Source organism: Caldichromatium japonicum (genome assembly GCF_011290485.1).
Lineage (GTDB): Bacteria > Pseudomonadota > Gammaproteobacteria > Chromatiales > Chromatiaceae > Thermochromatium > Thermochromatium japonicum.
On sequence record NZ_CP048029.1, the window covers coordinates 659,327 to 680,807 of the forward strand.

Sequence of the window (21,481 nt, forward strand, 5' to 3'; positions counted from 1 at the left end):
GGGGAACCTATGATTGCGCTCTCGGACTATCTGATCCTCGGCGGGCTGTTGTTTGCCATCGCGGTCGCTGGGATCTTTTTAAACCGCAAGAACCTGATCCTGATCTTGATGTGCATCGAGCTCATGCTTCTGGCGGTCAATATAAACTTTGTCGCCTTTGCCCATTTCCTCGGTGACATGACGGGTCAGGTCTTTGTCTTCTTTATCCTGACGGTTGCAGCCGCCGAATCCGCCATCGGCCTGGCGATCCTGGTCGTTCTTTTCCGTAACCGGCGCACCATCAACATCGAGGATTTGGATGCGCTGAAGGGTTGATGTATGAAGACCATTTATCTCGCCATTGTCCTTGCCCCCCTGGTTGGCTCGATCGTCTCTGGTCTATTTGGCTGGCGGATCGGGTGCTGTTGGGCGCATCGGGTCACGATTGCAGGTGTCGCCATCTCGACCCTCCTCTCCTTTTGGGTCTTGGCGCGCTTTATCTCTGGCGGGGCCGAGGTCTTCGATGGCCCGGTCTATACCTGGCTGGTCTCGAGTGGGATGCGCTTTGAGGTCGGCTTTCTGGTCGATAAGCTCACCGCGGTGATGATGGCGACCGTGAGCTTTGTGTCGCTCATGGTCCATATCTATACCATCGGCTATATGGCCGATGACGAGCACAATTGGCCAGAGGATTCGCGCGCCGGCACCAATAGCTATCAGCGGTTCTTCAGCTATATCTCGCTCTTTACCTTTTCGATGCTGATGCTGGTGATGGCGAATAACTTTTTGCAATTGTTCTTCGGCTGGGAGGCCGTGGGCCTGGTTTCGTATCTGTTGATCGGCTTTTGGTCCACCCGTGAGAGCGCGATCTTCGCCAATCTCAAGGCCTTCATCGTCAACCGCGTGGGCGATTTCGGGTTTATCCTGGGGATCGCCGCAGTCGCCATGTATTTCGGAACCCTGGATTACACAGAGGCCTTCGCCCGCGCCCCCCAATTGGCCGATGCCCAGGTACCGATCCTGGGCGGTGTCTCCTTGATCACGCTGATCTGTGTCCTGCTGTTTATCGGGGCCATGGGTAAATCGGCACAGATGCCCTTGCATGTCTGGCTGCCCGATTCGATGGAGGGCCCGACCCCGATCTCGGCCTTGATCCATGCCGCGACCATGGTTACCGCCGGTGTCTTCATGGTGGCGCGCATGTCGCCGCTCTATGAGCTCTCCGAGACGGCCTTGAGCTTCATCCTGATCATCGGCGCGACCACGGCCTTCATGATGGGTTTGGTGGGCCTGGTACAAAACGACATCAAGCGCGTCATCGCCTATTCAACCCTCTCCCAGCTCGGCTATATGGTGGCGGCGCTCGGGGCCTCGGCCTATGCTGCGGGTATCTTTCATCTCATGACCCATGCCTTTTTCAAGGCCCTGCTCTTTTTGGCCGCCGGCTCGGTGATCATTGCCCTGCATCACAATCAAGACATCCGCGGGATGGGCGGCATCAGGCGCTATATGCCGATCACTTGGCTCACTGCCTTGATCGGTTCGCTGGCCTTGATCGGTTTCCCTGGCTTTTCGGGCTTTTTCTCGAAGGATGCCATCATCGAGGCGGTCGGTCATTCCGAGCTGTTCGGCGCGGGTTATGCGTGGGTCCTGCTCACGGTCGGGGTCTTTGTGACCGCGCTCTATAGCTTTCGCATGTATTTCCTGGTCTTTCACGGCCAGCCACGGATGGATGAGCACACCCGCCACCATCTACACGAATCGCCTGCAGTGGTGACGGTCCCCCTGATCCTGCTTGCCCTGCCCTCAATTGCGATCGGCTGGCTTACCGTCGAGCCCTTGTTGATTCATGACTGGTGGATGACGGGCACTTGGAGCCCATTCGTCGTTGTCCAGGCCCATGACAGCCTGCATGAGCTGCGGGCACATTGGCATGGGGTCCAGGCCTTCGTCGAGCATGGGATACACGGCCTGCCGTTTTATCTGGCGATGGGTGGGCTGGCGCTCGCGGCGCTGATCTGGTGGGTGTTGCAGGCATGGAATCCGCGCATCGACGAGCTGGTCCAGGCGCTCACCGGCCCGGTCGCACGGGTCTTGCAGAACAAATATGGCTTCGATGACTTCAATCAGCGCGTCTTTGCCGGAGGCGGGGTCGGGGTAGGCCGGGCGCTCTGGATCCAGGGCGATCTCACCCTGATCGATGGGGCCTTGGTCAACGGCTCGGCGCAGACCGTCGGGCGCCTAGCCTTGCGCTTTCGCCATCTCCAGACCGGTTATCTCTATCACTATGCGCTGGCGATGATCGCGGGACTCGTCGGTTTGCTGCTGTTCGTTGGGCAAGGCTAAAGGCTTTATACAAGGCTAAAGGCTTTATAGAAAAGAGGACTGGCATGATTCTGCCCCTGCTGACCCTCAGCATCTGGCTGCCGATCATCGGCGGGCTCGTGGTTCTGGCCAATGGCGAGCAAGAGCGGACCCTGGGCCGTTGGATGGCCCTGGTCTTTGCGCTGCTGACCTTTGCCATCAGCCTTGGGCTGTGGATTGGGTTTGATCCGACGACCGCCGAGATGCAATTTGTCGAGCGCGCGCCCTGGATCCCGAGCTTCAAGGCCGAATATTTCTTGGGCGTCGATGGCATCTCAATGCCGCTGATCGTGCTGACGACCTTTGTGACCATCTTCGTGGTCATCGCCGGTTGGGAGGTGATCGACTATAAGCAGACCCAGTATCTGGCCGCCTTCCTGATCATGGAAGGCCTGATGGTCGGGGTCTTCTCGGCGCTCGATGCGGTGCTGTTCTATGTGTTTTGGGAGGCGATGCTGATCCCAATGTTTATCATCATCGGGGTCTGGGGTGGGCCAAACCGGGTCTATGCCACCATCAAGTTCTTTCTCTATACCTTTTTAGGTTCAGTCTTCATGCTGGTCGCCTTGATCTATCTCTATCGCCAGGCGGGCAGCTTCAGCATCTTGGATTTTCATGCGCTTAAGCTGGGATTCACTGCCCAGCTCCTGATCTTTCTGGCCTTTTTCATCGCCTTTGCCGTCAAGGTGCCCATGGTGCCGGTGCATACCTGGCTGCCGGATGCCCATGTCGAGGCCCCGACCGGTGGCTCGGTGATCCTGGCGGCGATCATGTTAAAGATCGGCGGCTATGGCTTTTTGCGTTTTTCCTTGCCGATCACCCCGGACGCATCCGCAGAGCTCGCCTGGCTTGTCATCGCCCTGTCGCTGATCGCCATCATCTATATCGGCCTTGTCGCCCTTGTCCAGGATGACTTAAAAAAGCTCATCGCCTATTCCTCGATCGCCCACATGGGGTTTGCCACCCTGGGCTTTTTCCTTGTCTTTGCCCTTGCGCTGCGATCCAGCGCCGTAGAGGGGGCGGTCATGGGGATCGAGGGCGGGATGGTCCAGATGATCTCGCATGGCTTTATCTCCGGGGCCCTATTCTTGTGCGTCGGGGTGCTCTATGACCGCATCCACTCGCGCCGGATCGCCGACTATGGCGGGGTGGTCAATACCATGCCCTGGTTTGGGGCGGCGATGGTCTTTTTTGCCATGGCCAATGCCGGGCTGCCCGGGACCTCGGGTTTCGTCGGCGAGTTCATGGTGATCCTGGCAACCTTCAAGGCTAATTTCTGGTGGGCACTGCTGGCCGCAACAACCCTGATCCTGGCTGCGGCCTTCACCCTCTGGATGGTCAAGCGGGTGATCTTTGGGCCAGTCAAGAACGACAAGATCGCCGCCCTGCAGGATCTCGATCTACGCGAGCGGATCAATCTCGGTGCCCTGGGCGTCGTGGTCTTGTTTTTTGGTCTCTGGCCCGCGCCCCTGGTCGAGGTCATGCATGCCTCGGTCGAACACCTGGTTGCCCAGGCGAGCGCCTGTAAGCTCCCCGAAGCTGAGCGCAATGGGTGTGTCTTACCGATAGCCGAACGGGTCGCTACCCGTCTGCCCTAAGGATTCCAGACAATCGAATATCAAGGTTTCAGCATGCCTATGTCGTTTGCGCTCGAGCAGTTGTTCTCCATCCTTCCCGAGATGGCCATCCTGATCAGTGCGGCGCTGGTGTTGATGGTGGATCTTTTCGACGATCAGCGGGCGAACCCAGGGCTAGTCCGCGAAGACGGCCAACAGTCTGCCAGCCCCCGCCGGGGTTTCAACCATAGCCTGACTTTGCTCGGATTGATGCTCGCCTTGGGATTGACCGGTTTCATAGGTGGTGGCGCGCCTCAAATCCTGTTCGATGGCCATCTGGTCCGCGACGCCTTCACCGACCTGCTGCGGGGCAGCATTCTGATCGTCGGCATCCTGGCCTTTGTCTATATCCGGCCCTGGCTCGAGGTGCGTAGCCTCTTGATGGGCGAGTTTTATGCCTTGGGTCTGCTGGCGCTCTTAGGGATGCTGATCATGGTCTCGGCCAATAGCTTCCTGGCCTTGTATCTGGGCCTGGAGCTCCAGGCGCTGGCGCTCTATGCCCTGGTTGCCTTCGAGCGCGATTCGGCGCGAGGCGCCGAGGCGGCGATGAAATACTTCGTGTTAGGGGCTTTGGGATCGGGGCTGTTGCTGTATGGCATCTCGATGATCTACGGCGCGACCGGCTCAATCGTCTTTGGCCCCGTCGCCGAGGCTGTAGCCAGACAAGGGATGGACAACGCGGTCTTGGTCTTCGGGCTGGTGTTCTTAGTGATCGGGATCGGCTTTAAGTTTGGCGCCGTGCCCTTTCATATGTGGGTCCCCGATGTCTATGAGGGTGGACCAACACCTGCCATCCTGTTCCTCAGCAGTGCGCCCAAGATCGCGGCCTTGGCTCTGGCCGTGCGCATCCTGATCGAGGCATTGTCCAGCCTGCATCCCGATTGGCAGGGGATGCTGATGATCCTCTCGGTGTTGTCGATGGGTCTGGGTAATCTGGTCGCGATCGCCCAGAGCAATATCAAGCGGATGCTCGGCTATTCGGCCATCTCACACGTCGGCTTTCTCTTTTTGGGCCTGTTGTCCGGCTCAGAACAGGGCTATGCCGCGGCCATGTTCTATACCATCGTGTATGCCGTCATGGCGGCGGGGTCCTTTGGCATCCTCCTGATCCTGAGCTATCAGGGTCTCGAGGCCGAGCGTCTAGAGGATCTCAAGGGGCTCAATGATCGGGATCCCTGGTATGCGGCTATGATGGCCCTGATCATGTTTGCAATGGCGGGAGTGCCGCCGACCGTGGGCTTCATGGCCAAGCTGCTGGTGCTCGAGGCCGTGGTGCGCATCGATCTAGTGTGGCTGGCTGTGGTGGCGGTCTTCTTCTCGATCATCGGCGCCTTTTATTACCTGCGGGTAGTCAAGTGTATCTATTTCGATCCACCTCCACCCGAGGCCCCGCCTCTGAACACCAGCGCTGGGGTGCGTACGGCCATGACGCTGAACGGTTTGGCCCTAATGGTGCTTGGCATCTATCCGTCGGCCTTGCTCTCGCTATGCCAAGCAGCCATTCGATGAGCGATCGGGTCGCGCCTACCGTTGTTTTTTAAATGCGAGTGGCCTTGTCTCTGTTGATTAGGGGTGATCCCTGCCTACCACAGATCACCTCAGCTAGGAAGACGTCAAGCGCATCCTGGCCGAGCTAATCGCCCAAGGCCGTGAGGTCGAGTGTAAGAACCGCTTGACCACAGATGACGTGGGCGAGGATCAGGATCTCAGATACCTGGGGCGCTTCAAGGATGCCTTTTCCCAATATGCCGACAAGGTCCTGCACGGCACGGTTGCGGCCATGGTGATCACAGAGAAGGTCGCCCATTATGCCGAGCGTCGGGGGCTTTATCTCCTTCTCTAATCCAGGCCGACGCTGACATCGTCTTCCAGAACGCTCCGAGTTTCGTTCCCCGAAGCTGGTAGGAAGGTCGATTCCGTTGGGTGAGCTGCCGATTTCAACAATGCCCAAGGCCGAGGGAGTGGACCGAAAGCCGCAAATGGATCGCGCCCCTGTCATCCACCCTGCCTGTGCAGAAGTGCCCTCAGATTGTTGTCTCGGCCTGACCCTGCAAGCTACCATGTCGCGTATCTAGCCTGGTATAAGCGATTGGAATCATGGTTCGCGGCAGCATCGTTGCGCTCATCACCCCCATGCACCCCGATGGGGCCCTTGATTACGCGAGCCTGCAACGACTCGTTGATTTTCATGTTGCACAGGGTACGGGCGCGATCGTCACGGTTGGCACCACTGGCGAGTCGCCCACACTCGATGTGGATGAGCACTGTGCGGTCATCGCGCGCACGATCGAGTATGCCGCGGGGCGCATCCCTGTTATCGCTGGTACGGGCTCCAATTCGACCCATGAGGCCATTGTCCTGACCCGCTGCGCGCGCGAAGCTGGCGCCGATGCTGCGCTCTTGGTCACGCCCTATTACAACAAACCCACCCAAGAAGGCTTGTATCTCCATTATCGCGCGGTGGCCGAGGCGGTTGATATTCCACAGATCCTCTATAACGTCCCTGGACGGACTGCCTGTGACCTTCTGCCTGAGACGGTTGCGCGTTTGGCTGAGATCGAAAACATCGTTGGGATCAAGGAGGCGACGGGGGATCTGGCGCGAGTGGTACGCCTGCGTGCCGATTGTGGTCCGGGGTTTGCGCTCTATAGCGGCGACGATGCAACCGCATGCGAATTCATCCTCAACGGCGGAGATGGCGTCATCTCGGTCACCGCCAATGTCGCGCCGCGTGCCATGCAAGACATGTGTCAGGCTGCCCTCGCGGGTGACAGCGATCGCGCCCGGGTGCTGAATGAGCGGCTTGCCGCGCTGCACCGCGATCTGTTTGTTCAGTCGAATCCCATCCCCGTCAAATGGGCCGTCGCCGCCCTAGGGCTTTGTGAACCAGGCATCCGTTTGCCGTTGACCTGGCTCGGCGAGGAGTACCAAGCGCGTGTCCGTCAGGCGATGGCCCAGTCCGGAGCCTTGTGATAGTGCCGTGTCCATATCACGCCGGCCCTGTTGAGAAGAGAGATTTTGCGTGAAACCAGGTTTCAAGCGCCTTCCCATCCTCATCCCTCTGGTGATGCTGGTCGGCTGTAGTCTCAGCGCGATCGAGGATAGTCTCCCCGATCAGCGCCTCGTCTATAAGCGCCAGCGCGAGGCGGCTGAGAATCTGGAGATCCCACCGGATCTAATGTCTGCCGGCAGATTTGATGATGCCCTTGATATCCCGGGCGGCGTCGAACACCCGGCGACCTTTTCCGAATATGCTGGCGGGCGTGCCCAGCGCCAACAAGCAGCGGCCCAAGGCGGCGAGGTCTTACCCAGTTTTCCCAATGTCGAGCTGAAACGGCGCGGCGATGAACGATGGCTCGAGGTCCAGGCTTCGCCCCAGGCCGTCTGGCTGCGGGTGATTGCCTTTTGGCGCGAGCAGGGGGTCTTGCTCGTCGAGCAAAACCCAGCGGTTGGCGTGATGCGCACCGACTGGCTAGACAACCGCGCTGAGATCCGCAAGGACTTCATCACCCGTATGGTAAGCAAGGTCGCTGAGGGGCTCTACTCCACCTCGACCCGCGACCAATATACCTTGCGGATCGAGAGCGGGCTGCGCCCTAGCACCACCGAGATCCGATTGACCCATCGCGGTATGGCTGAGCGATTGGTGAGTGGCGGCATTGCGGGCAGCACCGAGCGCACCATCTGGGAGCCTAGCGGTTCGGATCGCGAGAAGGAGGCTGAGATGCTGCGCCGCCTGATGGTCTATCTGGGCGGCTCGCCGTCCAAGGCGGGGGGTGGCGAGATGCCTGCCGGTCAGCTCATCGGCGCCAACAGTCGCCTGGTCAATGAGAACGGTGTGCCCCTGATCATCATCCCTCAAGAGTTCCGCAGCGCTTGGCAGATGACGGGGGCGGCGCTTGATCGCGCAGGGTTTGTGGTCGAAGATCGCGATCAGGCCCAGGGCCTCTATGAGGTGCGCTATGCCGGACAGGATGCCCAGCCCGAGCAGAAGCCGGGGCTGCTGTCGCGTTTGGCCTTCTGGCATAAACCCAAGATCGATCCGGTGAAGCAATTCCAGATCAAGGTCAGCAGCAATGACAAGGAATCACGGGTGATCATCCTCGCCCCCGATGGCAAACCCGATGTCAGTGCCAATGGCCAGCGTATCCTTAACCTCATCCAGGAGCAGCTTCGCTAGAGAGGGGCGATGGGTTGATGACGAGCATCTATGGATTGAGCGCCCGCCGCATCGACGGGGTGGAGCAGTCGCTCGCCGACTATCGGGGCAAGGTCCTGCTCATCGTCAATGTCGCCAGCCGCTGCGGTCTTACCCCGCAATACGCCGGGCTTGAAAAACTCTGGCGCACCTATCGCGACCGCGGTTTTGCGGTATTGGGATTCCCCTGTAACCAATTCGCCAACCAAGAGCCTGGCCCAGAGCCCGAGATCGCCGCCTTTTGCCAGACTCAATACGACGTCAGCTTCCCGCTCTTTGCCAAGATCGAGGTCAATGGCCCGGGGACACATCCGCTTTATCGATATCTCAAATCGGCCGCACCCGGCCTTCTCGGGAGCGCGGCGATCAAATGGAACTTCACCAAGTTCCTGATCGATCGGCAGGGGCGGGTGGTACGGCGCTATGCCCCCACCGTCGAGCCCAAGGTCCTGACACCGGCAATCGAGTCATTACTGTGAACAGGGGCTGGGCACTCGTCTTGTTGCTCTCTCTTGCTCTGGGCGCTCGCGCCGATTGCGAGCCGATAGCAAGCCGAGAACATCTGTTTTGTGTATCGACCCTTATTCAAGGGCTAGAGCATCCCTGGGGACTTAGCTTCCTGCCTGACGGGCGCCTGCTGGTGACCGAACGACCAGGACGGCTGCGCTTAATCGAGGGTGGACGGCTACGGCCCGAACCGGTGCAGGGTCTGCCAGAGATCCGTCCGCGTGGCCAGGGGGGGTTCCTCGACGTGGCCTTGCACCCGCGTTTTCGTGACAACGGCCTTGTCTATCTGAGCTATGCCGGCAGCGGCCGCGAGGGTCTGGGCACCGAGGTCCTGCGCGGCCGCCTGGCAGGGGATCGCCTGATCGATGTGCAGGTGATCTTTCGCATGCAGCCCAAGCTCGACAGCAACATCCATTTCGGCTCCCGCCTGGTCTTCGACCGAGAGGGACTGCTGTATGTCACCCTGGGCGATCGCGGTCACCGAGAGCGGGCGCAGCGGCTCGATGATCATCTGGGGACAGTGGTACATCTGTTGGACGATGGGCGTGTCCCGACCGACAACCCCTTCCTCGGGCGGGCCGGCGCCTTGCCCGAGATCTTTACCTATGGTCACCGCAACATCCAGGGCGCGGCCCTGCATCCCGACAGCGGCAAGGTGTGGATCATCGAGCATGGGCCTCAGGGGGGCGATGAAGTCAATGTGCTTGTATCCGGCGTCAACTACGGCTGGCCGGTGATCACCTATGGCGCCGAATATGGTAGCGGGGCGCCGATCGGGGAGGACACACACAAGGAGGGCATGGCCCAACCGCTTTGGCATTGGACACCCTCGATCGCCCCTTCGGGGATGGCCTTTTATACCGGCGAACGCTTTGGCCGTTGGCGCGGGGATCTTTTGGTCGGGGCACTGAAATATCGGCTGCTGGTGCGCTTAAAACTGGATGGCCAGCAGGTAATAGCAGAGGAGCGCCTACTAGAAGGGATCGGTCGCATCCGCGACGTGCGCGTGGGACCAGATGGCCTGATCTATTTGTTGACCGACGAACCGAACGGGCGGTTGCTGCAGTTGTCGCCAATCGACTGAGAGCCCCTAAAGCGCCGCCTGTCCTAAGACTAGGCGGGGGGGAAGGAAAGATTCGATGGTGCGCCCTGCTGGACTCGAACCAGCGACCACCTGATTAAAAGTCAGATGCTCTACCATCTGAGCTAAGGGCGCCTGGAGATTGGTTATTATAACGGGAGCAGAGACCGCTGCAATCCCCATTCCCTGCCCCTAACTAGCGCGTTGCAGGATGAATTGCAAAACCGCCTTGCTGCCGAAATAGGCCAGGATCAATATACCGAAGCCGCTGAGGGTCCAGGTGATGGCTGTGCGTCCGCGCCAACCATGGCGGTAACGCCCGATCAACAAACCACCAAATACCAGCCATGCCAACACGGAGAGTATCGTCTTATGCACCAGATGTTGGGCGAACATGTTTTCCAGAAAGGCAAAACCGCTCAATAGGGCCAGGGTGAGCAGGATGAAACCGGCGGTGATCATCTCAAACAAGAGGCTTTCCATCGTCTGGAGGGGTGGCAGGGTGCGCACGAACCCAGTAAAACGGCGGTGGCGCAGATGGTGATCCTGGACGGCAAGGATGATCGACTGAACCGCGGCCAGGGTCAGCAGGCTATAGGCCAACATTGAGATCAAGACATGGATCTTGAGTGCCAGGCTGGTTGAATGACGCATAAAGCCGACATCGGCCATGTGGGTCTCTAGGAGCAGGCTGAGCGCCGCCGCCGGCAGCAAGATCAGGCCCAGGTTATCGACGGGTTTTGTCAGGCTAGAGGCCAGCAGCAGGGCCACGATCGTCCAGGCCGTGAGCGCTAGGGCATGATAAAAGCCCAGATTGACACCGCCGTGCCCAGCGACACCATCCCAGATGACCCAGCTATGCAGTGTGAGCCCGATAAAACCGATGGCGATCGCCAGCCAGCGGGGCGGTGTCCATCCCTCCTTGCGGAAGAGACGGACGCCGATCAGGAAGGCCGCAGCGAGATAACAGAGGGTGGTGAGATAGGCAAAAAGAGTATGGATCATGGGCGATGACTTTGGGCAGACGGTTTTCTATAAGATGTCCCGATGCGACCTAGGGTCATATCGAGCGATACTGCGCTTGCATTATACTCATAACCCATGCCGTCAACCGGTGATCACAGTTGGCATCCCCTCTGGATGCTATGAGGATTGCATGCCATGTTTGCACAGCTCCAGGATCGTTTCAGCGGTATCCTGAAACACCTGCGCGGTCAAGGCCGCCTCACTGAAGACAACATCAAGGATACCCTGCGCGAGATCCGCCTGGCCTTGCTCGAGGCCGACGTGGTGCTGCCCGTGGTGCGCCAATTCATCGAGGAGATTCGCGCCAAGGCCGTCGGCGAGGCGGTGATGAAAAGCCTGACGCCGGGTCAGGTCCTCATCAAACTGGTTCACGATGAGCTCGTCAGGGTCATGGGCGAGTTCAATGAACGCCTAGAACTCAATGCTCCACCGCCAGCGGTCATCCTCATGGCCGGACTCCAGGGTTCGGGCAAGACCACCAGTGCCGCCAAGCTGGCCCGCTGGCTCCATGAACGGCATAAGAAATCGGTGATGCTCGTCAGTTGCGATGTCTATCGCCCTGCGGCCATCGAGCAGTTGCGCATCCTGGCTGCTGAGGTCGAGGCCGAGTATTGCCCGAGTCAGGTCGATGAAGACCCAGTCGCTATCGCCCAGCGCGCCCTGGATATGGCCCGCCGCCGCTTCAAGGACGTCTTGATCATCGACACCGCCGGGCGCCTGCATGTCGATGGCGAGATGATGGAAGAGATCAAGCGCCTCCATGCCGCTGTCAGGCCGGTCGAGACGCTGTTCGTAGTCGATGCCATGACCGGTCAGGATGCCGCCAACACTGCCCGGGCCTTCGATGAGGCCCTGCCCCTGACCGGCGTGATCCTCACCAAGACCGATGGCGATGCGCGCGGCGGGGCGGCCTTGTCGATCCGCTTTATCACCGGTAAGCCGATCAAGTTCTTGGGGACAGGTGAGCGCACCGCGGCGCTCGAACCCTTTTATCCTGACCGCGTCGCCTCGCGTATCCTCGGGATGGGTGATGTGGTGTCCTTGGTCGAGGAGGTCCAGGCACGGGTTGATCGCGATCAGGCTGAACGCCTGGTCAAGAAGCTCAATAAGGGCAAGGACTTTGATCTGGCTGATTTCAAGGAACAGCTCGAACAGATGACCCGCATGGGTGGGGTCCTGAGCCTGATGGAGAAGCTTCCTGGCATGAATCAGCTCCCCGAGCACATCAAGGCCAAGGCTAGCGACAAAGAGCTGGGCAAATTGATTGCCATCATCAATTCCATGACCCCACAGGAGCGTCGCTTTCCCACCATCATCAAAGGTTCACGCAAGCGCCGCATCGCCGCAGGCTCCGGCACCCGGGTACAGGATGTCAATCAGCTCCTCAAGCAATTCTTGCAGATGCAAAAGGTCATGAAAAAGATGCAGGGTGGGGGCATGGCCAAGATGATGCGTGCCCTCCAGGGCCGGATTCCCCAGGGCCTCTTGCCACCTGGTGGGGGATTGCCGCCCGGGGGCATGCCACCGGGAGGATTCCCCCGGTGATCCCCAGATCCGTTCTTCGGTCCCTGATTCAGCTCGGCGCCCTCCTGGGCCTGTTGCTGCCCGCAGCCCTCGTCTTGGCCAACCCCTGGGCTTCGGTCAGCGCTCCCTCGTCCGGCATGACACAGGTCGTCGGCAGTACGGCTAGTGGTTGTATCGCCGGCGCCGATCCACTCTCCGCAAGCGGTCCTGGCTATGTGAGTGTGCGCCGTTATCGGAATCGGTATTGGGGTCATCCCGAACTGATCCGCTTTATCCAGGATCTGGGCCACGCACAGATGAAACGGACCGGACGGCTGGTGCTGATCGGCGACCTGAGCCAGCCCCGCGGTGGGCCGATGCCGTCATCGCATCGCAGTCATCAAAACGGCTTGGATGTCGATATCTGGTTGACCCTAGCCGATTCGCCAGAGGCGGCGCGTCGGCTGATGGACAACAACCCCGATCCGCCGAGCATGGTCGCAGTCGGCGGACGGTCGGTCAGCGCTGCCTGGGGCAGGGATCAATTCGCCTTGATCGAAATCGCAGCGCGCCATCCCCTGGTCGATCGGATCTTCGTCAATGCCGCGATTAAACAAGAGCTTTGTCGCATAGCAGGCAGTGACCGCGCCTGGTTGCGTAAGGTGCGCCCTTGGTGGGGGCATGATGCCCATTTCCATGTCCGGCTACGCTGCCCTGCCGACAGCCCAGGCTGTGATCCGCAAAAGCCGCTTCCCGAGGGCGATGGCTGCGGTTCCGATCTGGCGTGGTGGCTGAGCGACGAGGTCTTGCGCGGCTTGGCCAAGGCCAAGCCGCCAGCCAAGCGTCCAGAGCCGGAGCTGCCTCCCGCCTGTCGCACCCTCCTGCATGACCCGCCGCGGATAGCGGGGGAGTGACCGGAAGCAACCTGATGAGGCATCTGCTCAGGTTCGCCTATCTGATCGATACCCTCAACCGGCGTATCGGCGGGCTGGTGCATTGGCTGGTGTTGATGAGTGTATTGCTCAGCGCCGCGACCGCCACCCTGCGCTATACCCTGAGTTGGGGCTCCAATGCCTTGGTCGAGGGGCAATGGTTCATGTTTGGTCTGATCTTTCTGCTCTATGCGCCCCTGACCTTGCAGCAACGCGGCCATGTCCGGGTCGATATCCTCTATAGCCGCCTGCCGTCGCGCCTCCAGCTCCTGATCGATATCCTCGCCGGGCTGTTGTTCCTCCTCCCCGTCTGCCTCCTGATCCTGATCGATGCCTGGGATTATGCCAGGCTAGCCATCCAGCAAAACGAATCCTCGATCAATCCCGGTGGGCTGCCCTGGTGGCCCATGAAGTTGGCGATCCCGATCGGCTTTGGCCTCTTGGCCCTGCAAGGCGTCTCCGAGATCATCAAGGGGACCGCAGCACTGGTCGCTCAGGCACCATCGCCCCAGGAAGTGGATAGAGGTCATCGCAGATGAGCGTCTGGATTGCCGCGAACATGGCGCCGTTGATGTTCACCGCGCTGGTGGTCTTTTTGCTCATCGGCTATCCGGTCGCCTTTTCTTTGGCAGCTGTCGGGATGCTGTTTGCCTGGATCGGGATCGAGCTCGGGATGCTGACCCCGGCCTTGCTCCAGGCCCTGCCGGATCGGGTCTTCGGGATCATGCGTAACGAGATCCTGCTGGCAGTCCCCTTCTTTACCTTCATGGGGCTGATCTTGGAGCGCAGCGGCCTGGCCGAGGATCTGCTGGAGACTGCAGGTCAGCTCTTTGGCGGAGTGCGCGGGGGTTTGGCCTATGCCGTGGTCTTCGTCGGCGCGCTCCTGGCCGCCACCACAGGGGTGGTGGCGGCTACGGTGATCGCGATGGGCCTGATCTCCTTGCCGATCATGTTGCGTTATGGCTATCACCCGCGGTTAGCGACCGGCGTGATTGCAGCCAGCGGGACCCTCGCCCAGATCATCCCGCCTTCGTTGGTCCTGATCGTCATGGCCGATGTGCTCGGGCGTTCGGTGGGTGATATGTACAAGGGCGCCTTGCTGCCTGGATTGGTGCTGACTGGGCTGTATGCCCTCTATGTCTTGATCAATGCCCAGTTGCATCCTAAGCGCGCGCCTGCCCTCCCACCTGAAGCGCGCACCCTACATGGTGCTGCCTTGATCCGCCGCGTCCTACTGGTCCTGTTCCCGCCGCTGGCCCTGATCTTTTTGGTCCTTGGGACGATCTTCATCGGCTGGGCGACGCCCACCGAGGGCGGGGCGATGGGGGCTGTTGGCGCCATACTGTTGGCTGCGCTCAAGGGTCGGCTGAAGCTCCCCATGCTGACCGAGTCGATGGCTGCGACCGCGCGCATCACCAGCTTTGTGATCTTTATCCTCATCGGCGCCAGTGTCTTTAGTCTGAGCTTTCGCGCCCTCGATGGGGATCTGTGGGTTGAGCATCTGCTTAGCGGATTGCCTGGCGGGGCGCTGGGCTTTCTGCTCTTTGTCAATCTACTGGTCTTTGTCTTGGCCTTCTTTCTCGATTTCTTCGAGATCTCATTCATCATCCTGCCGCTGCTTGCGCCCGTTGCCACCAAGCTCGGCATCGACCTGGTCTGGTTCGGGGTCCTGATCGGAGTCAATATGCAGACCAGTTTCATGCACCCACCCTTTGGCTTTGCCCTCTTTTATCTGCGTTCGGTGGCCCCTCCGTCGGTCCGTACCTCCGATCTCTATTGGGGGGCACTGCCCTTTGTGCTCATCCAGCTCCTCATGGTCGGGATCATTATCCTCGCGCCGGGCCTGGTGACCTGGGGGCTGAATCCAGGATCTGGCAGCGCCCCAGCCGTTGAGATCCAGCTTCCCCAGGGTGGGTCGAGTCTGCTCGACAGCGGTGATTTCGAGGGCTTGTTCAAGCCAGAGAGCCAATAGGCCAGGCCGAGACCTGGCCCGCGAGCATTCAGCGCCCTTTAGCAAGAACCTAAAATCGGCCCATGCGTGCGAGCCTCCGTTTTTTCGTCTATCTGCTGATCTGTTTACTGATAGCTGGCCTGTTGACCCCGCCGCTCCTGGCGACTGGCTGGAGCGAGATTGAGGCGCACCGGCTCATGGGGCGGCTGGCTCAGGTGTTGATCCTGATCGGGCTTTGGCCCTTTTTGCGCTGGCAGGGGCTAGCCGAGCGGCCAGCATTGGGGTTGGATGTTGGTTGGCCGGCATTGTGGCGGAGACTGATCTGGGGATGGCTTGGCGGATCATTGATGCTAGGGACCTTGGTCTGGGCCTTGCTTGAACTTACGGTGCGCCTGCCCGATCCAGACCCGAGAGATTGGCCTAGCCTGATTGGGCTCATTGCGCAGGCGCTGACCGCAGGTCTCGCCATCGGTTTGCTGGAAGAGGTCTTTTTCCGCGGCGCGCTCTATGCTGCGATCTGTCGGGAGTCGGGGGTGAGGGCGGCGATGCTCTGGAGCGCCGGTCTTTATGCCGCCTTGCATTTTATGAAACCCTCGGCCTTACCCGAGGAGGGCGGCTTTGGGGCGGGCGCGGCGTTCTGGATGATGGCCCAGGCCGTGCTTGATCTCTTCCAATGGAAAAACCTCGATTCAGGGGTCGCGCTCTTGCTCGCTGGACTGCTCTTGGCTTGGGTGCGCGAGCGCAGCGGAAACATCGGCTGGTGCATCGGCCTGCATGCTGGCTGGGTATTCGTGATCCAACTCACCCGCCGTCTGACCGATGGTAATCCGGATGCAGCTTGGGGTTGGCTGGCCGGCAGCTATGACGGGGTCATCGGTTGGCTTGCCGCCCTCTGGATCGGGGTGCTGATCCTTGCCCTGTGGTCCGTGGAGCGGACGGGTCGTATTTCCCGGTGATGGCAGCAACATGGAGGCAAGGCCCCCTGAAAACACCGATGTCTCTGCCGCCTTGGGAATAGTCCAGCGGAGGCCGCCTGCCTGAGAGGTAGTAGGCGTTGATCCCATTTGGCGATTGCCCCGGACCTGTCCGGCGAGCACAGGGTTATAGATAACTATAGATAACGCCGCCAATGCTCGGGGCGTTCGTCGCGACAGCCGTGCTCGATGAGTTCGTAACGCCTGGCGAAGAGCTTTTGGGTCAGGGTCTGCTCATCGAACGCCAGTTCGCTATTGGCGCGCACCGTCTCTTCGGTATAGTGATGCAGGGCGCGTTTCAGACGGTTAAAAAGATTCCGATCGAGATATAGGCCCAGCTCGGCGAGGGCCTCCTCGATCTCTTGCAGGCTGATCTTGAGGACATCATAGGTGACACGAAGCACATAAGGACTTGCTGGCTCGGTGTGCAGAATGCCGTCTATCCCATTGAGGAATGCAGCCGCAGTCTGGGCCTGCTGGGGGTTGGGGTGGACCCGCTGGAAGGCGATCTCGCGGCGTTTAATGCGTTCGTCATCATGAATTTCCATAGCATCTTTATGCTAATACGCCTCTTGCAATCATCAATCTTGAGAAGATCAATACTGAACGATGCAGACAGCAACAAAAGCCAATGCTGACTGGATGATCTGGCTGCGCAGCCTCGCCTTTGTGCTCCTCTATAACCTGCTGGGGATCGTGCATAGCCTGGTGAGCTTGGCGGTGGCACCCTTCCAGAGCCGCGAGCAGCGCCACTGCTTCGTCAACCATTGGACGCGGATCACGATGTGGTTGTTGCGCCATCTCAACGGGATCGAGATCGAGATCCTGGGGCGCGAGAACCTCCCCCAGGGCGAGCCGGTGGTGGTGATGGCCAATCATCAAAGCGAGTGGGAGACCTTTTATCTACATCTCCTGGTCTCACCCCAGGCTACGGTGATCAAGCGCGAGTTGTTGTGGATCCCCTTTTTTGGTTGGGGTCTGGCCTTGCTCGACCCCATCGCTATCGATCGCAATAAACCGGTTCAGGCGCTCAAGAAACTCCTGCGCGAGGGCCAGCAGCGGCTTGAACAGGGTATGAGCGTAGTGATCTATCCCGAAGGGACGCGCCAGCCGCCTGGTCAGGTGGGGCGGTTCAATCCCGGTGGTGCGCAGCTAGCCTGTCGCACTGGGCGGCGGGTGTTGCCAGTCGCCCACAATGCTGGCGATTGCTGGCCGGCGCGTTCGCTATTGCGCCGACCCGGACGCATCCGGGTGGTGATCGGCCCGCCGCTGTTCTGCGAGGCTGGGGTCGAGGCCCTCAATGCCCAGGTCGAGCAATGGATCCGCCAGACCGCCTTTGCGCTAATGGCCCGCTCTGTTACTGACCGGCACGGTAACCCAGGGTGATCCGCTCATGTCCCGCCAGGTCGCAGCGGGTCTCGATGTCCTGCAATCCCCCTTGGGCGAAGAGCCGACGCACCGTTGCGCCCTGATCATAGCCGTGCTCGACGGCGAGCAGACCGCCCGATTTCAGACAGCGCGGGGCATCGGCCAGGATCGCGCGGATGGCATCCAGCCCATCCTGCCCTGAGACCAAGGCCAGCTGCGGCTCGAAACGCAGGCTGCCTGCGAGATGTGGGTCACCGGCGGCGACATAAGGCGGATTGCTGAGGATCGCATCCAGACAGTCCGGACCTAGGGCGCTCAGCCAATGGCCCAAGACTGGAGCGACCAGCAATCCCAGGCGTCTGAAATTGTCCCGGGCGATGGCCATGGCGGCGGGCGAGCGCTCGACGGCAATCAGGTGCCAAAGCGGGCGTTCGCTGGCCAAGGCCGCTGCGATTGCCCCGCTGCCGGTACCCAGGTCGGCGATCCGTAGGGGCCGATCGGGCGTAAGGCGCTCGAGGGCAGTTTCGACCAAAAGCTCGGTCTCGGGTCGAGGGATCAGGGTTGCAGGTGTGACCTCAAGCTCCAGGGTCCAAAATCCCCAGCGTCCCAGGAGATAGGCGAGGGGCTCACCGACCAGCCGGCGTTGGAGGAGGGCTGCGAAACGGGCGAACTGGTCTGGTGTGAGGCCTGCCTCCGGACGCGCATAGAGCTCGGTGCGCCTCAGGCCGCTTGCCTCGGCGAGCAAGAGCTCGGCCTCTAGGCGGGGGGTAGCCTGCGCACAGTCGGCCAGGGCCAAGGCTGCCAGGTGCAGACACCGACCGATCACTGGCGGCGATAGCGCCAGCAGTCTCTCTGAGACGCTGGGAAATGCCTCACTCGCTTCTTGTTCAGACACCATTGGCCAGCAAGGTGGCGAGCTGGGCGCTCTGGTGTTCGGCCAAGAGCGGTTCGATGACCTGATCGAGCTGACCTTCCAGGATCTCGTCGAGCTTATAGATCGTCAGATTGATGCGATGATCGGTGAGACGATTCTGAGGAAAGTTGTAGGTACGGATACGCTCGGAACGGTCGCCGCTGCCGACCTGGAGCCGGCGTTGGCCCGAGACCTCGCTGTTTTGGGCCGCGCGCGCACTGGCCAATAGCTTGGCCTGGAGCAGGGCCATCGCCTTGGCGCGGTTTTTATGCTGCGAGCGCTCATCCTGGCATTCGACCACGATCCCTGTCGGCAGATGGGTGATGCGGATCGCCGAATCGGTCTTGTTGACATGCTGACCGCCGGCACCCGAGGCGCGATAGGTATCGATGCGCAGATCATTGGGGTTGATCGCGATCGCATCGATCGCCTCGACCTCGGGCAGGACAGCGACGGTACAGGCGGAGGTATGGATGCGCCCCTGGGATTCGGTCTCGGGGACGCGCTGGACGCGATGCACCCCGGGCTCGAACTTCAGGCGGGAATAAACCCCCGTCCCGCTGACGCGGACCACGACCTCCTTATAGCCACCTAGCTCTCCCTCGCTGGCCGAGACCAGTTCGGTACGCCAGCCGCGGGTTTCGGCATAACGCAGATACATGCGCAGAAGATCACCAGCAAAAAGCGCCGCCTCCGCCCCGCCGGTCCCCGCGCGGACCTCGAGAAAGACGTTGCGCTGATCATCGGGGTCCGGCGGGATCAGATGGAGATACAGCTCCGGCTCGATGGCCTCCAGTCGGGCGCGACTGGCAGCGAGTTCATCGCGGGCGAGTGCGCCCATCTCGGGGTCGGCGATGAGCTCCTCTGCTGCCGCGAGATCACGTTCGGCCGCTTGATAGCGTTCGTAGCAGGCCATCAAGGGTTCGAGCTGCGCATACTCACGGCTGAAGTCACGAAAACGCGCTGGATCGGCTTGGGTCTCGGGATCGGCCAGGAGCACCGCAAGCTCGCTATGCCGTTCAGCAAGGCGCTCCAGGCGGGCGCGGATCAATGGCGTCATGCGTGGGTCTGGGTACGCGGCGGATTGAGCTGGAACAACTCATTGGCGGCCTCGAGGAGCGCGGCCTCGCCGTCGCGCGCCGCCTGCCGCAGCCGCGAGCTCGGGGCATGGAGCAGCTTGTTGGTCAGGGTATGTGCCAGGAAATTGAGCACCTCGGCGGGGGGTTTGCCTGCATCCAACTGACGTCGCGCCCGCGCCAACACCTCATCGCGCAACTCCTCGGCGCGCTGACGGTAGTCCTGAATGAGACCTGCGGCATCGAGCGAGCGCAGCCAGGCCATGAACTCGCCGGTGTGAAAATCGATGATCTCCTCGGCCTGCACAGCAGCGGCCTGGCGCGAGCGCAGGCTCTCATCGATCACCCCTTGCAGATCATCGACGGTGTAGAGATAGACATCCGGCAGCTCGCCAACCTCGGGCTCGATGTCACGGGGGACTGCGATATCGACCATGAAGATCGGGCGGTGCTTGCGTTTTTTGAGCGCCCGCTCAACCGTACCCTTGCCGAGGACGGGGAGGGGACTGGCGGTCGAGGCGATGACGATGTCGGCCTCTGGCAGATGGTTACCGATCTCGGTCAGCGCAATGGCATAGCCATTGAACTGCACAGCCAGATCATGGGCGCGTTCGATGGTGCGGTTGGCGACGATGATGCGCCCGATACCGTTGTGATGCAGATGACGCGCCGCCAGTTCGATGGTCTCGCCGGCACCGATCAACAAGGCAGTTTGCTCGGATAGATCCGAGAAGATCTGGCGCGCAAGGCTGACAGCGGCGAAGGCAACTGAGACCGGACTGGAACCGATAGCGGTCTCGGTGCGCACGATCTTAGCCACGGAAAAGGTATGCTGAAAGAGCCGGCCCAGGAGCTTGCCCGTGACCCCACAATCGCAGGCGGTCTGATAGGCGGTCTTGACCTGCCCGAGGATCTGCGGCTCGCCGAGGACCAATGAGTCCAGGCCGCTGGCCACCCGCAGGAGATGGGTGACGGCGGCGCGGTCGGCATGGGCATACAAGAACGGTTCAATCCGCTCGTGTTCGATGCCGTGAAAACCGCTCAGCCAGCGCCGCACCCGTTCCTCAGCACCGTCCTCAATCGTACAATAGAGCTCGGTGCGATTGCAGGTTGACAGGATCACACCCTCGCGCACCTCCTCGCAGTTGAGCAGGTCGCGCAGGGCGCCGGCAATGATGTCCGGCCCGAAGGCCAGCCGCTCGCGGACATCGACTGGCGCCGTTTTGTGGTTGAGTCCAAGGACTAACAGCTTCATAGGGGCTCTGATCTTCAGTCGAGGATGGGCAACGACCGATGATTCTATCAATTTTCGTGTGGACCAGGGATGGCAAGCTGCGCCTAAAATACTGTGATCTGGAGCAAGGGTATGGCCCCTAGCGACTGGCTATGGCCTTTTAAGTGGTGGTGTGCCTGTGTCATTTGCTGGCCAGCATATAAAGGGCCTAGCTGACCTCTGAGGTATAACGGGCTAGCTGGCGCGTTTCAGGCTCGTTATTCCGCCTCTAACAATCAGGATCTGATGCAACCTGCATCTCCAGTCTGTGCTGGATTGTCACGATCCCAGGATGTATCCCCTGTTGCTACCCGGCTGGCGCTGCCCTGTAGTAGGCAATCTATCCCTAGATGCCGTATCTTGAACAATTGCTATCGCAACAACCCCATCCCCCAAGGCTATTGCGCCAGTGTCTTTTCCAGCCATCTAGCTGTTTTAGGGCCAGACGGCCTCGCTGAGGATGTCTCTAACCAGGGGAAGCCGACCTGACGGTCAAGCCAAGCAGAGAGCTGGCGTGGATATTTGAGTTCAGGGTGGGATCGAGAGCGATGGGTCCACGGGTGAGGCCGTGGTACAGCTCAAGGCCAGAGACGATGCCGCCAGGCATCGGGCGCCTAGAGGGTGCAAGTGATTGAGGAGGTACGCTCTCATGCACGCCCTGCAGAAACAGCCACAGCGAATTCGCTCGTATTTCAAGGCAAGACCGCTTCAATATGCCGC

21 protein-coding genes and 1 tRNA gene are annotated in these 21,481 nt (G+C 60.4%); 16 read left to right on the forward strand and 6 right to left on the reverse strand.

What is annotated here, in order from left to right; translation table 11 throughout:
- Positions 1–9 precede the first annotated feature (9 nt).
- The 9 genes from nuoK to GWK36_RS03305 all read left to right on the forward strand — a co-directional run bounded on the left by nuoK (position 10) and on the right by GWK36_RS03305 (position 9,748).
- Positions 10–315, forward strand: coding sequence for an NADH-quinone oxidoreductase subunit NuoK (nuoK, locus tag GWK36_RS03265; RefSeq protein ID WP_166269938.1), 306 nt, complete (start codon positions 10–12; stop codon positions 313–315).
- Between the two features lie 3 nt (positions 316–318).
- Positions 319–2,325 carry an NADH-quinone oxidoreductase subunit L gene (gene nuoL, locus GWK36_RS03270; RefSeq protein WP_166269939.1) on the forward strand — a complete coding sequence of 669 codons (2,007 nt, stop codon included), beginning with the start codon at positions 319–321 and terminating at the stop codon, positions 2,323–2,325.
- A 44-nt stretch (positions 2,326–2,369) separates the two neighbouring features.
- Positions 2,370–3,941, forward strand: coding sequence for an NADH-quinone oxidoreductase subunit M (locus GWK36_RS03275; RefSeq protein ID WP_166269940.1), 1,572 nt, complete (start codon positions 2,370–2,372; stop codon positions 3,939–3,941).
- 39 nt (positions 3,942–3,980) lie between these two features.
- Complete coding sequence (gene nuoN, locus GWK36_RS03280) at positions 3,981–5,468, forward strand: NADH-quinone oxidoreductase subunit NuoN (RefSeq protein ID WP_166272412.1); 1,488 nt, start codon at positions 3,981–3,983, stop codon at positions 5,466–5,468.
- Positions 5,469–5,631: 163 nt separating this feature from the next.
- Positions 5,632–5,802, forward strand: coding sequence for a hypothetical protein (locus GWK36_RS03285; protein ID WP_166269941.1), 171 nt, complete (start codon positions 5,632–5,634; stop codon positions 5,800–5,802).
- A 254-nt stretch (positions 5,803–6,056) separates the two neighbouring features.
- A complete protein-coding gene (gene dapA, locus GWK36_RS03290; protein WP_166269942.1) occupies positions 6,057–6,932 on the forward strand; it encodes a 4-hydroxy-tetrahydrodipicolinate synthase in 876 nt (291 codons plus the stop codon).
- A gap of 49 nt (positions 6,933–6,981) precedes the next feature.
- A complete protein-coding gene (gene bamC, locus GWK36_RS03295; protein WP_246237651.1) occupies positions 6,982–8,139 on the forward strand; it encodes an outer membrane protein assembly factor BamC in 1,158 nt (385 codons plus the stop codon).
- Between the two features lie 17 nt (positions 8,140–8,156).
- Complete coding sequence (locus GWK36_RS03300) at positions 8,157–8,636, forward strand: glutathione peroxidase (protein ID WP_166269943.1); 480 nt, start codon at positions 8,157–8,159, stop codon at positions 8,634–8,636.
- A gap of 161 nt (positions 8,637–8,797) precedes the next feature.
- Complete coding sequence (locus GWK36_RS03305; RefSeq protein WP_246237652.1) at positions 8,798–9,748, forward strand: PQQ-dependent sugar dehydrogenase; 951 nt, start codon at positions 8,798–8,800, stop codon at positions 9,746–9,748.
- 56 nt (positions 9,749–9,804) lie between these two features.
- Here the strand turns inward: GWK36_RS03305 and GWK36_RS03310 are convergent.
- Positions 9,805–9,880, reverse strand: a tRNA-Lys gene (locus tag GWK36_RS03310).
- Positions 9,881–9,937: 57 nt separating this feature from the next.
- Positions 9,938–10,750, reverse strand: coding sequence for a cytochrome C assembly family protein (locus GWK36_RS03315; protein ID WP_166269945.1), 813 nt, complete (start codon positions 10,748–10,750; stop codon positions 9,938–9,940).
- Between the two features lie 156 nt (positions 10,751–10,906).
- Between GWK36_RS03315 and ffh the strand changes: the two genes are divergently transcribed.
- The 5 genes from ffh (at position 10,907) to GWK36_RS03340 (ending at position 16,113) form a co-directional block, all read left to right on the forward strand.
- Positions 10,907–12,316 (forward strand): signal recognition particle protein, encoded by a 1,410-nt coding sequence (ffh, locus tag GWK36_RS03320; protein WP_166269946.1) that lies wholly within the window; start codon positions 10,907–10,909, stop codon positions 12,314–12,316.
- Positions 12,313–13,188, forward strand: a complete 876-nt coding sequence (gene mepA / locus GWK36_RS03325; protein WP_246237653.1) for a penicillin-insensitive murein endopeptidase — start codon at positions 12,313–12,315, stop codon at positions 13,186–13,188. Before ffh ends, mepA begins: the two co-directional genes overlap by 4 nt.
- A 14-nt stretch (positions 13,189–13,202) precedes the next feature.
- On the forward strand, positions 13,203–13,745 hold the full coding sequence (locus tag GWK36_RS03330) for a TRAP transporter small permease subunit (protein WP_166269947.1): 543 nt from the start codon (positions 13,203–13,205) through the stop codon (positions 13,743–13,745).
- Complete coding sequence (locus GWK36_RS03335) at positions 13,742–15,178, forward strand: TRAP transporter large permease (protein WP_166269948.1); 1,437 nt, start codon at positions 13,742–13,744, stop codon at positions 15,176–15,178. The genes GWK36_RS03330 and GWK36_RS03335 overlap by 4 nt, the downstream gene beginning before the upstream one ends.
- 62 nt (positions 15,179–15,240) lie before the next feature.
- A complete protein-coding gene (locus GWK36_RS03340) occupies positions 15,241–16,113 on the forward strand; it encodes a CPBP family intramembrane glutamic endopeptidase (RefSeq protein ID WP_166269949.1) in 873 nt (290 codons plus the stop codon).
- A 155-nt stretch (positions 16,114–16,268) separates the two neighbouring features.
- Here GWK36_RS03340 and GWK36_RS03345 read toward each other — a convergent pair whose 3' ends face one another.
- Positions 16,269–16,679 (reverse strand): IucA/IucC family C-terminal-domain containing protein, encoded by a 411-nt coding sequence (locus GWK36_RS03345; RefSeq protein WP_166269950.1) that lies wholly within the window; start codon positions 16,677–16,679, stop codon positions 16,269–16,271.
- Between the two features lie 61 nt (positions 16,680–16,740).
- Between GWK36_RS03345 and GWK36_RS03350 the strand changes: the two genes are divergently transcribed.
- Positions 16,741–17,517: a lysophospholipid acyltransferase family protein gene (locus GWK36_RS03350; RefSeq protein WP_166269951.1), complete on the forward strand. Its 777-nt coding sequence runs from the start codon at positions 16,741–16,743 to the stop codon at positions 17,515–17,517.
- On the opposite strand, the gene prmC is transcribed toward GWK36_RS03350, so the two are convergent.
- Genes prmC through hemA form a run of 3 tightly spaced genes read right to left on the reverse strand, consistent with a single transcriptional unit; the run spans position 17,489 to position 20,743 of the window.
- Complete coding sequence (gene prmC, locus GWK36_RS03355; protein WP_166269952.1) at positions 17,489–18,397, reverse strand: peptide chain release factor N(5)-glutamine methyltransferase; 909 nt, start codon at positions 18,395–18,397, stop codon at positions 17,489–17,491. The genes GWK36_RS03350 and prmC overlap by 29 nt on opposite strands.
- The gene (gene prfA, locus GWK36_RS03360; RefSeq protein WP_166269953.1) at positions 18,387–19,472 is read right to left on the reverse strand and encodes a peptide chain release factor 1; all 1,086 of its coding nucleotides are present in this window, start codon (positions 19,470–19,472) and stop codon (positions 18,387–18,389) included. The genes prmC and prfA overlap by 11 nt, the downstream gene beginning before the upstream one ends.
- A complete protein-coding gene (hemA, locus tag GWK36_RS03365) occupies positions 19,469–20,743 on the reverse strand; it encodes a glutamyl-tRNA reductase (RefSeq protein ID WP_166269954.1) in 1,275 nt (424 codons plus the stop codon). The genes prfA and hemA overlap by 4 nt, the downstream gene beginning before the upstream one ends.
- Before the next feature lie 378 nt (positions 20,744–21,121).
- Between hemA and GWK36_RS15645 the strand changes: the two genes are divergently transcribed.
- The gene (locus GWK36_RS15645; protein ID WP_281352061.1) at positions 21,122–21,250 is read left to right on the forward strand and encodes a hypothetical protein; all 129 of its coding nucleotides are present in this window, start codon (positions 21,122–21,124) and stop codon (positions 21,248–21,250) included.
- Positions 21,251–21,481 lie beyond the last annotated feature (231 nt).

What these genes read in the sequence shown, in the direction of transcription:
- nuoK (WP_166269938.1), top strand. Translation starts at nt 10, where the DNA reads ATGATTGCGCTCTCGGACTATCTGATCCTCGGCGGGCTGTTGTTTGCC.
- nuoL (WP_166269939.1), top strand. Translation starts at nt 319, where the DNA reads ATGAAGACCATTTATCTCGCCATTGTCCTTGCCCCCCTGGTTGGCTCG.
- GWK36_RS03275 (WP_166269940.1), top strand. Translation starts at nt 2,370, where the DNA reads ATGATTCTGCCCCTGCTGACCCTCAGCATCTGGCTGCCGATCATCGGC.
- nuoN (WP_166272412.1), top strand. Translation starts at nt 3,981, where the DNA reads ATGTCGTTTGCGCTCGAGCAGTTGTTCTCCATCCTTCCCGAGATGGCC.
- dapA (WP_166269942.1), top strand. Translation starts at nt 6,057, where the DNA reads ATGGTTCGCGGCAGCATCGTTGCGCTCATCACCCCCATGCACCCCGAT.
- GWK36_RS03300 (WP_166269943.1), top strand. Translation starts at nt 8,157, where the DNA reads ATGACGAGCATCTATGGATTGAGCGCCCGCCGCATCGACGGGGTGGAG.
- GWK36_RS03315 (WP_166269945.1), bottom strand. Translation starts at nt 10,750, where the DNA reads ATGATCCATACTCTTTTTGCCTATCTCACCACCCTCTGTTATCTCGCT.
- ffh (WP_166269946.1), top strand. Translation starts at nt 10,907, where the DNA reads ATGTTTGCACAGCTCCAGGATCGTTTCAGCGGTATCCTGAAACACCTG.
- GWK36_RS03330 (WP_166269947.1), top strand. Translation starts at nt 13,203, where the DNA reads ATGAGGCATCTGCTCAGGTTCGCCTATCTGATCGATACCCTCAACCGG.
- GWK36_RS03335 (WP_166269948.1), top strand. Translation starts at nt 13,742, where the DNA reads ATGAGCGTCTGGATTGCCGCGAACATGGCGCCGTTGATGTTCACCGCG.
- GWK36_RS03340 (WP_166269949.1), top strand. Translation starts at nt 15,241, where the DNA reads ATGCGTGCGAGCCTCCGTTTTTTCGTCTATCTGCTGATCTGTTTACTG.
- GWK36_RS03345 (WP_166269950.1), bottom strand. Translation starts at nt 16,679, where the DNA reads ATGGAAATTCATGATGACGAACGCATTAAACGCCGCGAGATCGCCTTC.
- GWK36_RS03350 (WP_166269951.1), top strand. Translation starts at nt 16,741, where the DNA reads ATGCAGACAGCAACAAAAGCCAATGCTGACTGGATGATCTGGCTGCGC.
- prmC (WP_166269952.1), bottom strand. Translation starts at nt 18,397, where the DNA reads ATGGTGTCTGAACAAGAAGCGAGTGAGGCATTTCCCAGCGTCTCAGAG.
- prfA (WP_166269953.1), bottom strand. Translation starts at nt 19,472, where the DNA reads ATGACGCCATTGATCCGCGCCCGCCTGGAGCGCCTTGCTGAACGGCAT.
- hemA (WP_166269954.1), bottom strand. Translation starts at nt 20,743, where the DNA reads ATGAAGCTGTTAGTCCTTGGACTCAACCACAAAACGGCGCCAGTCGAT.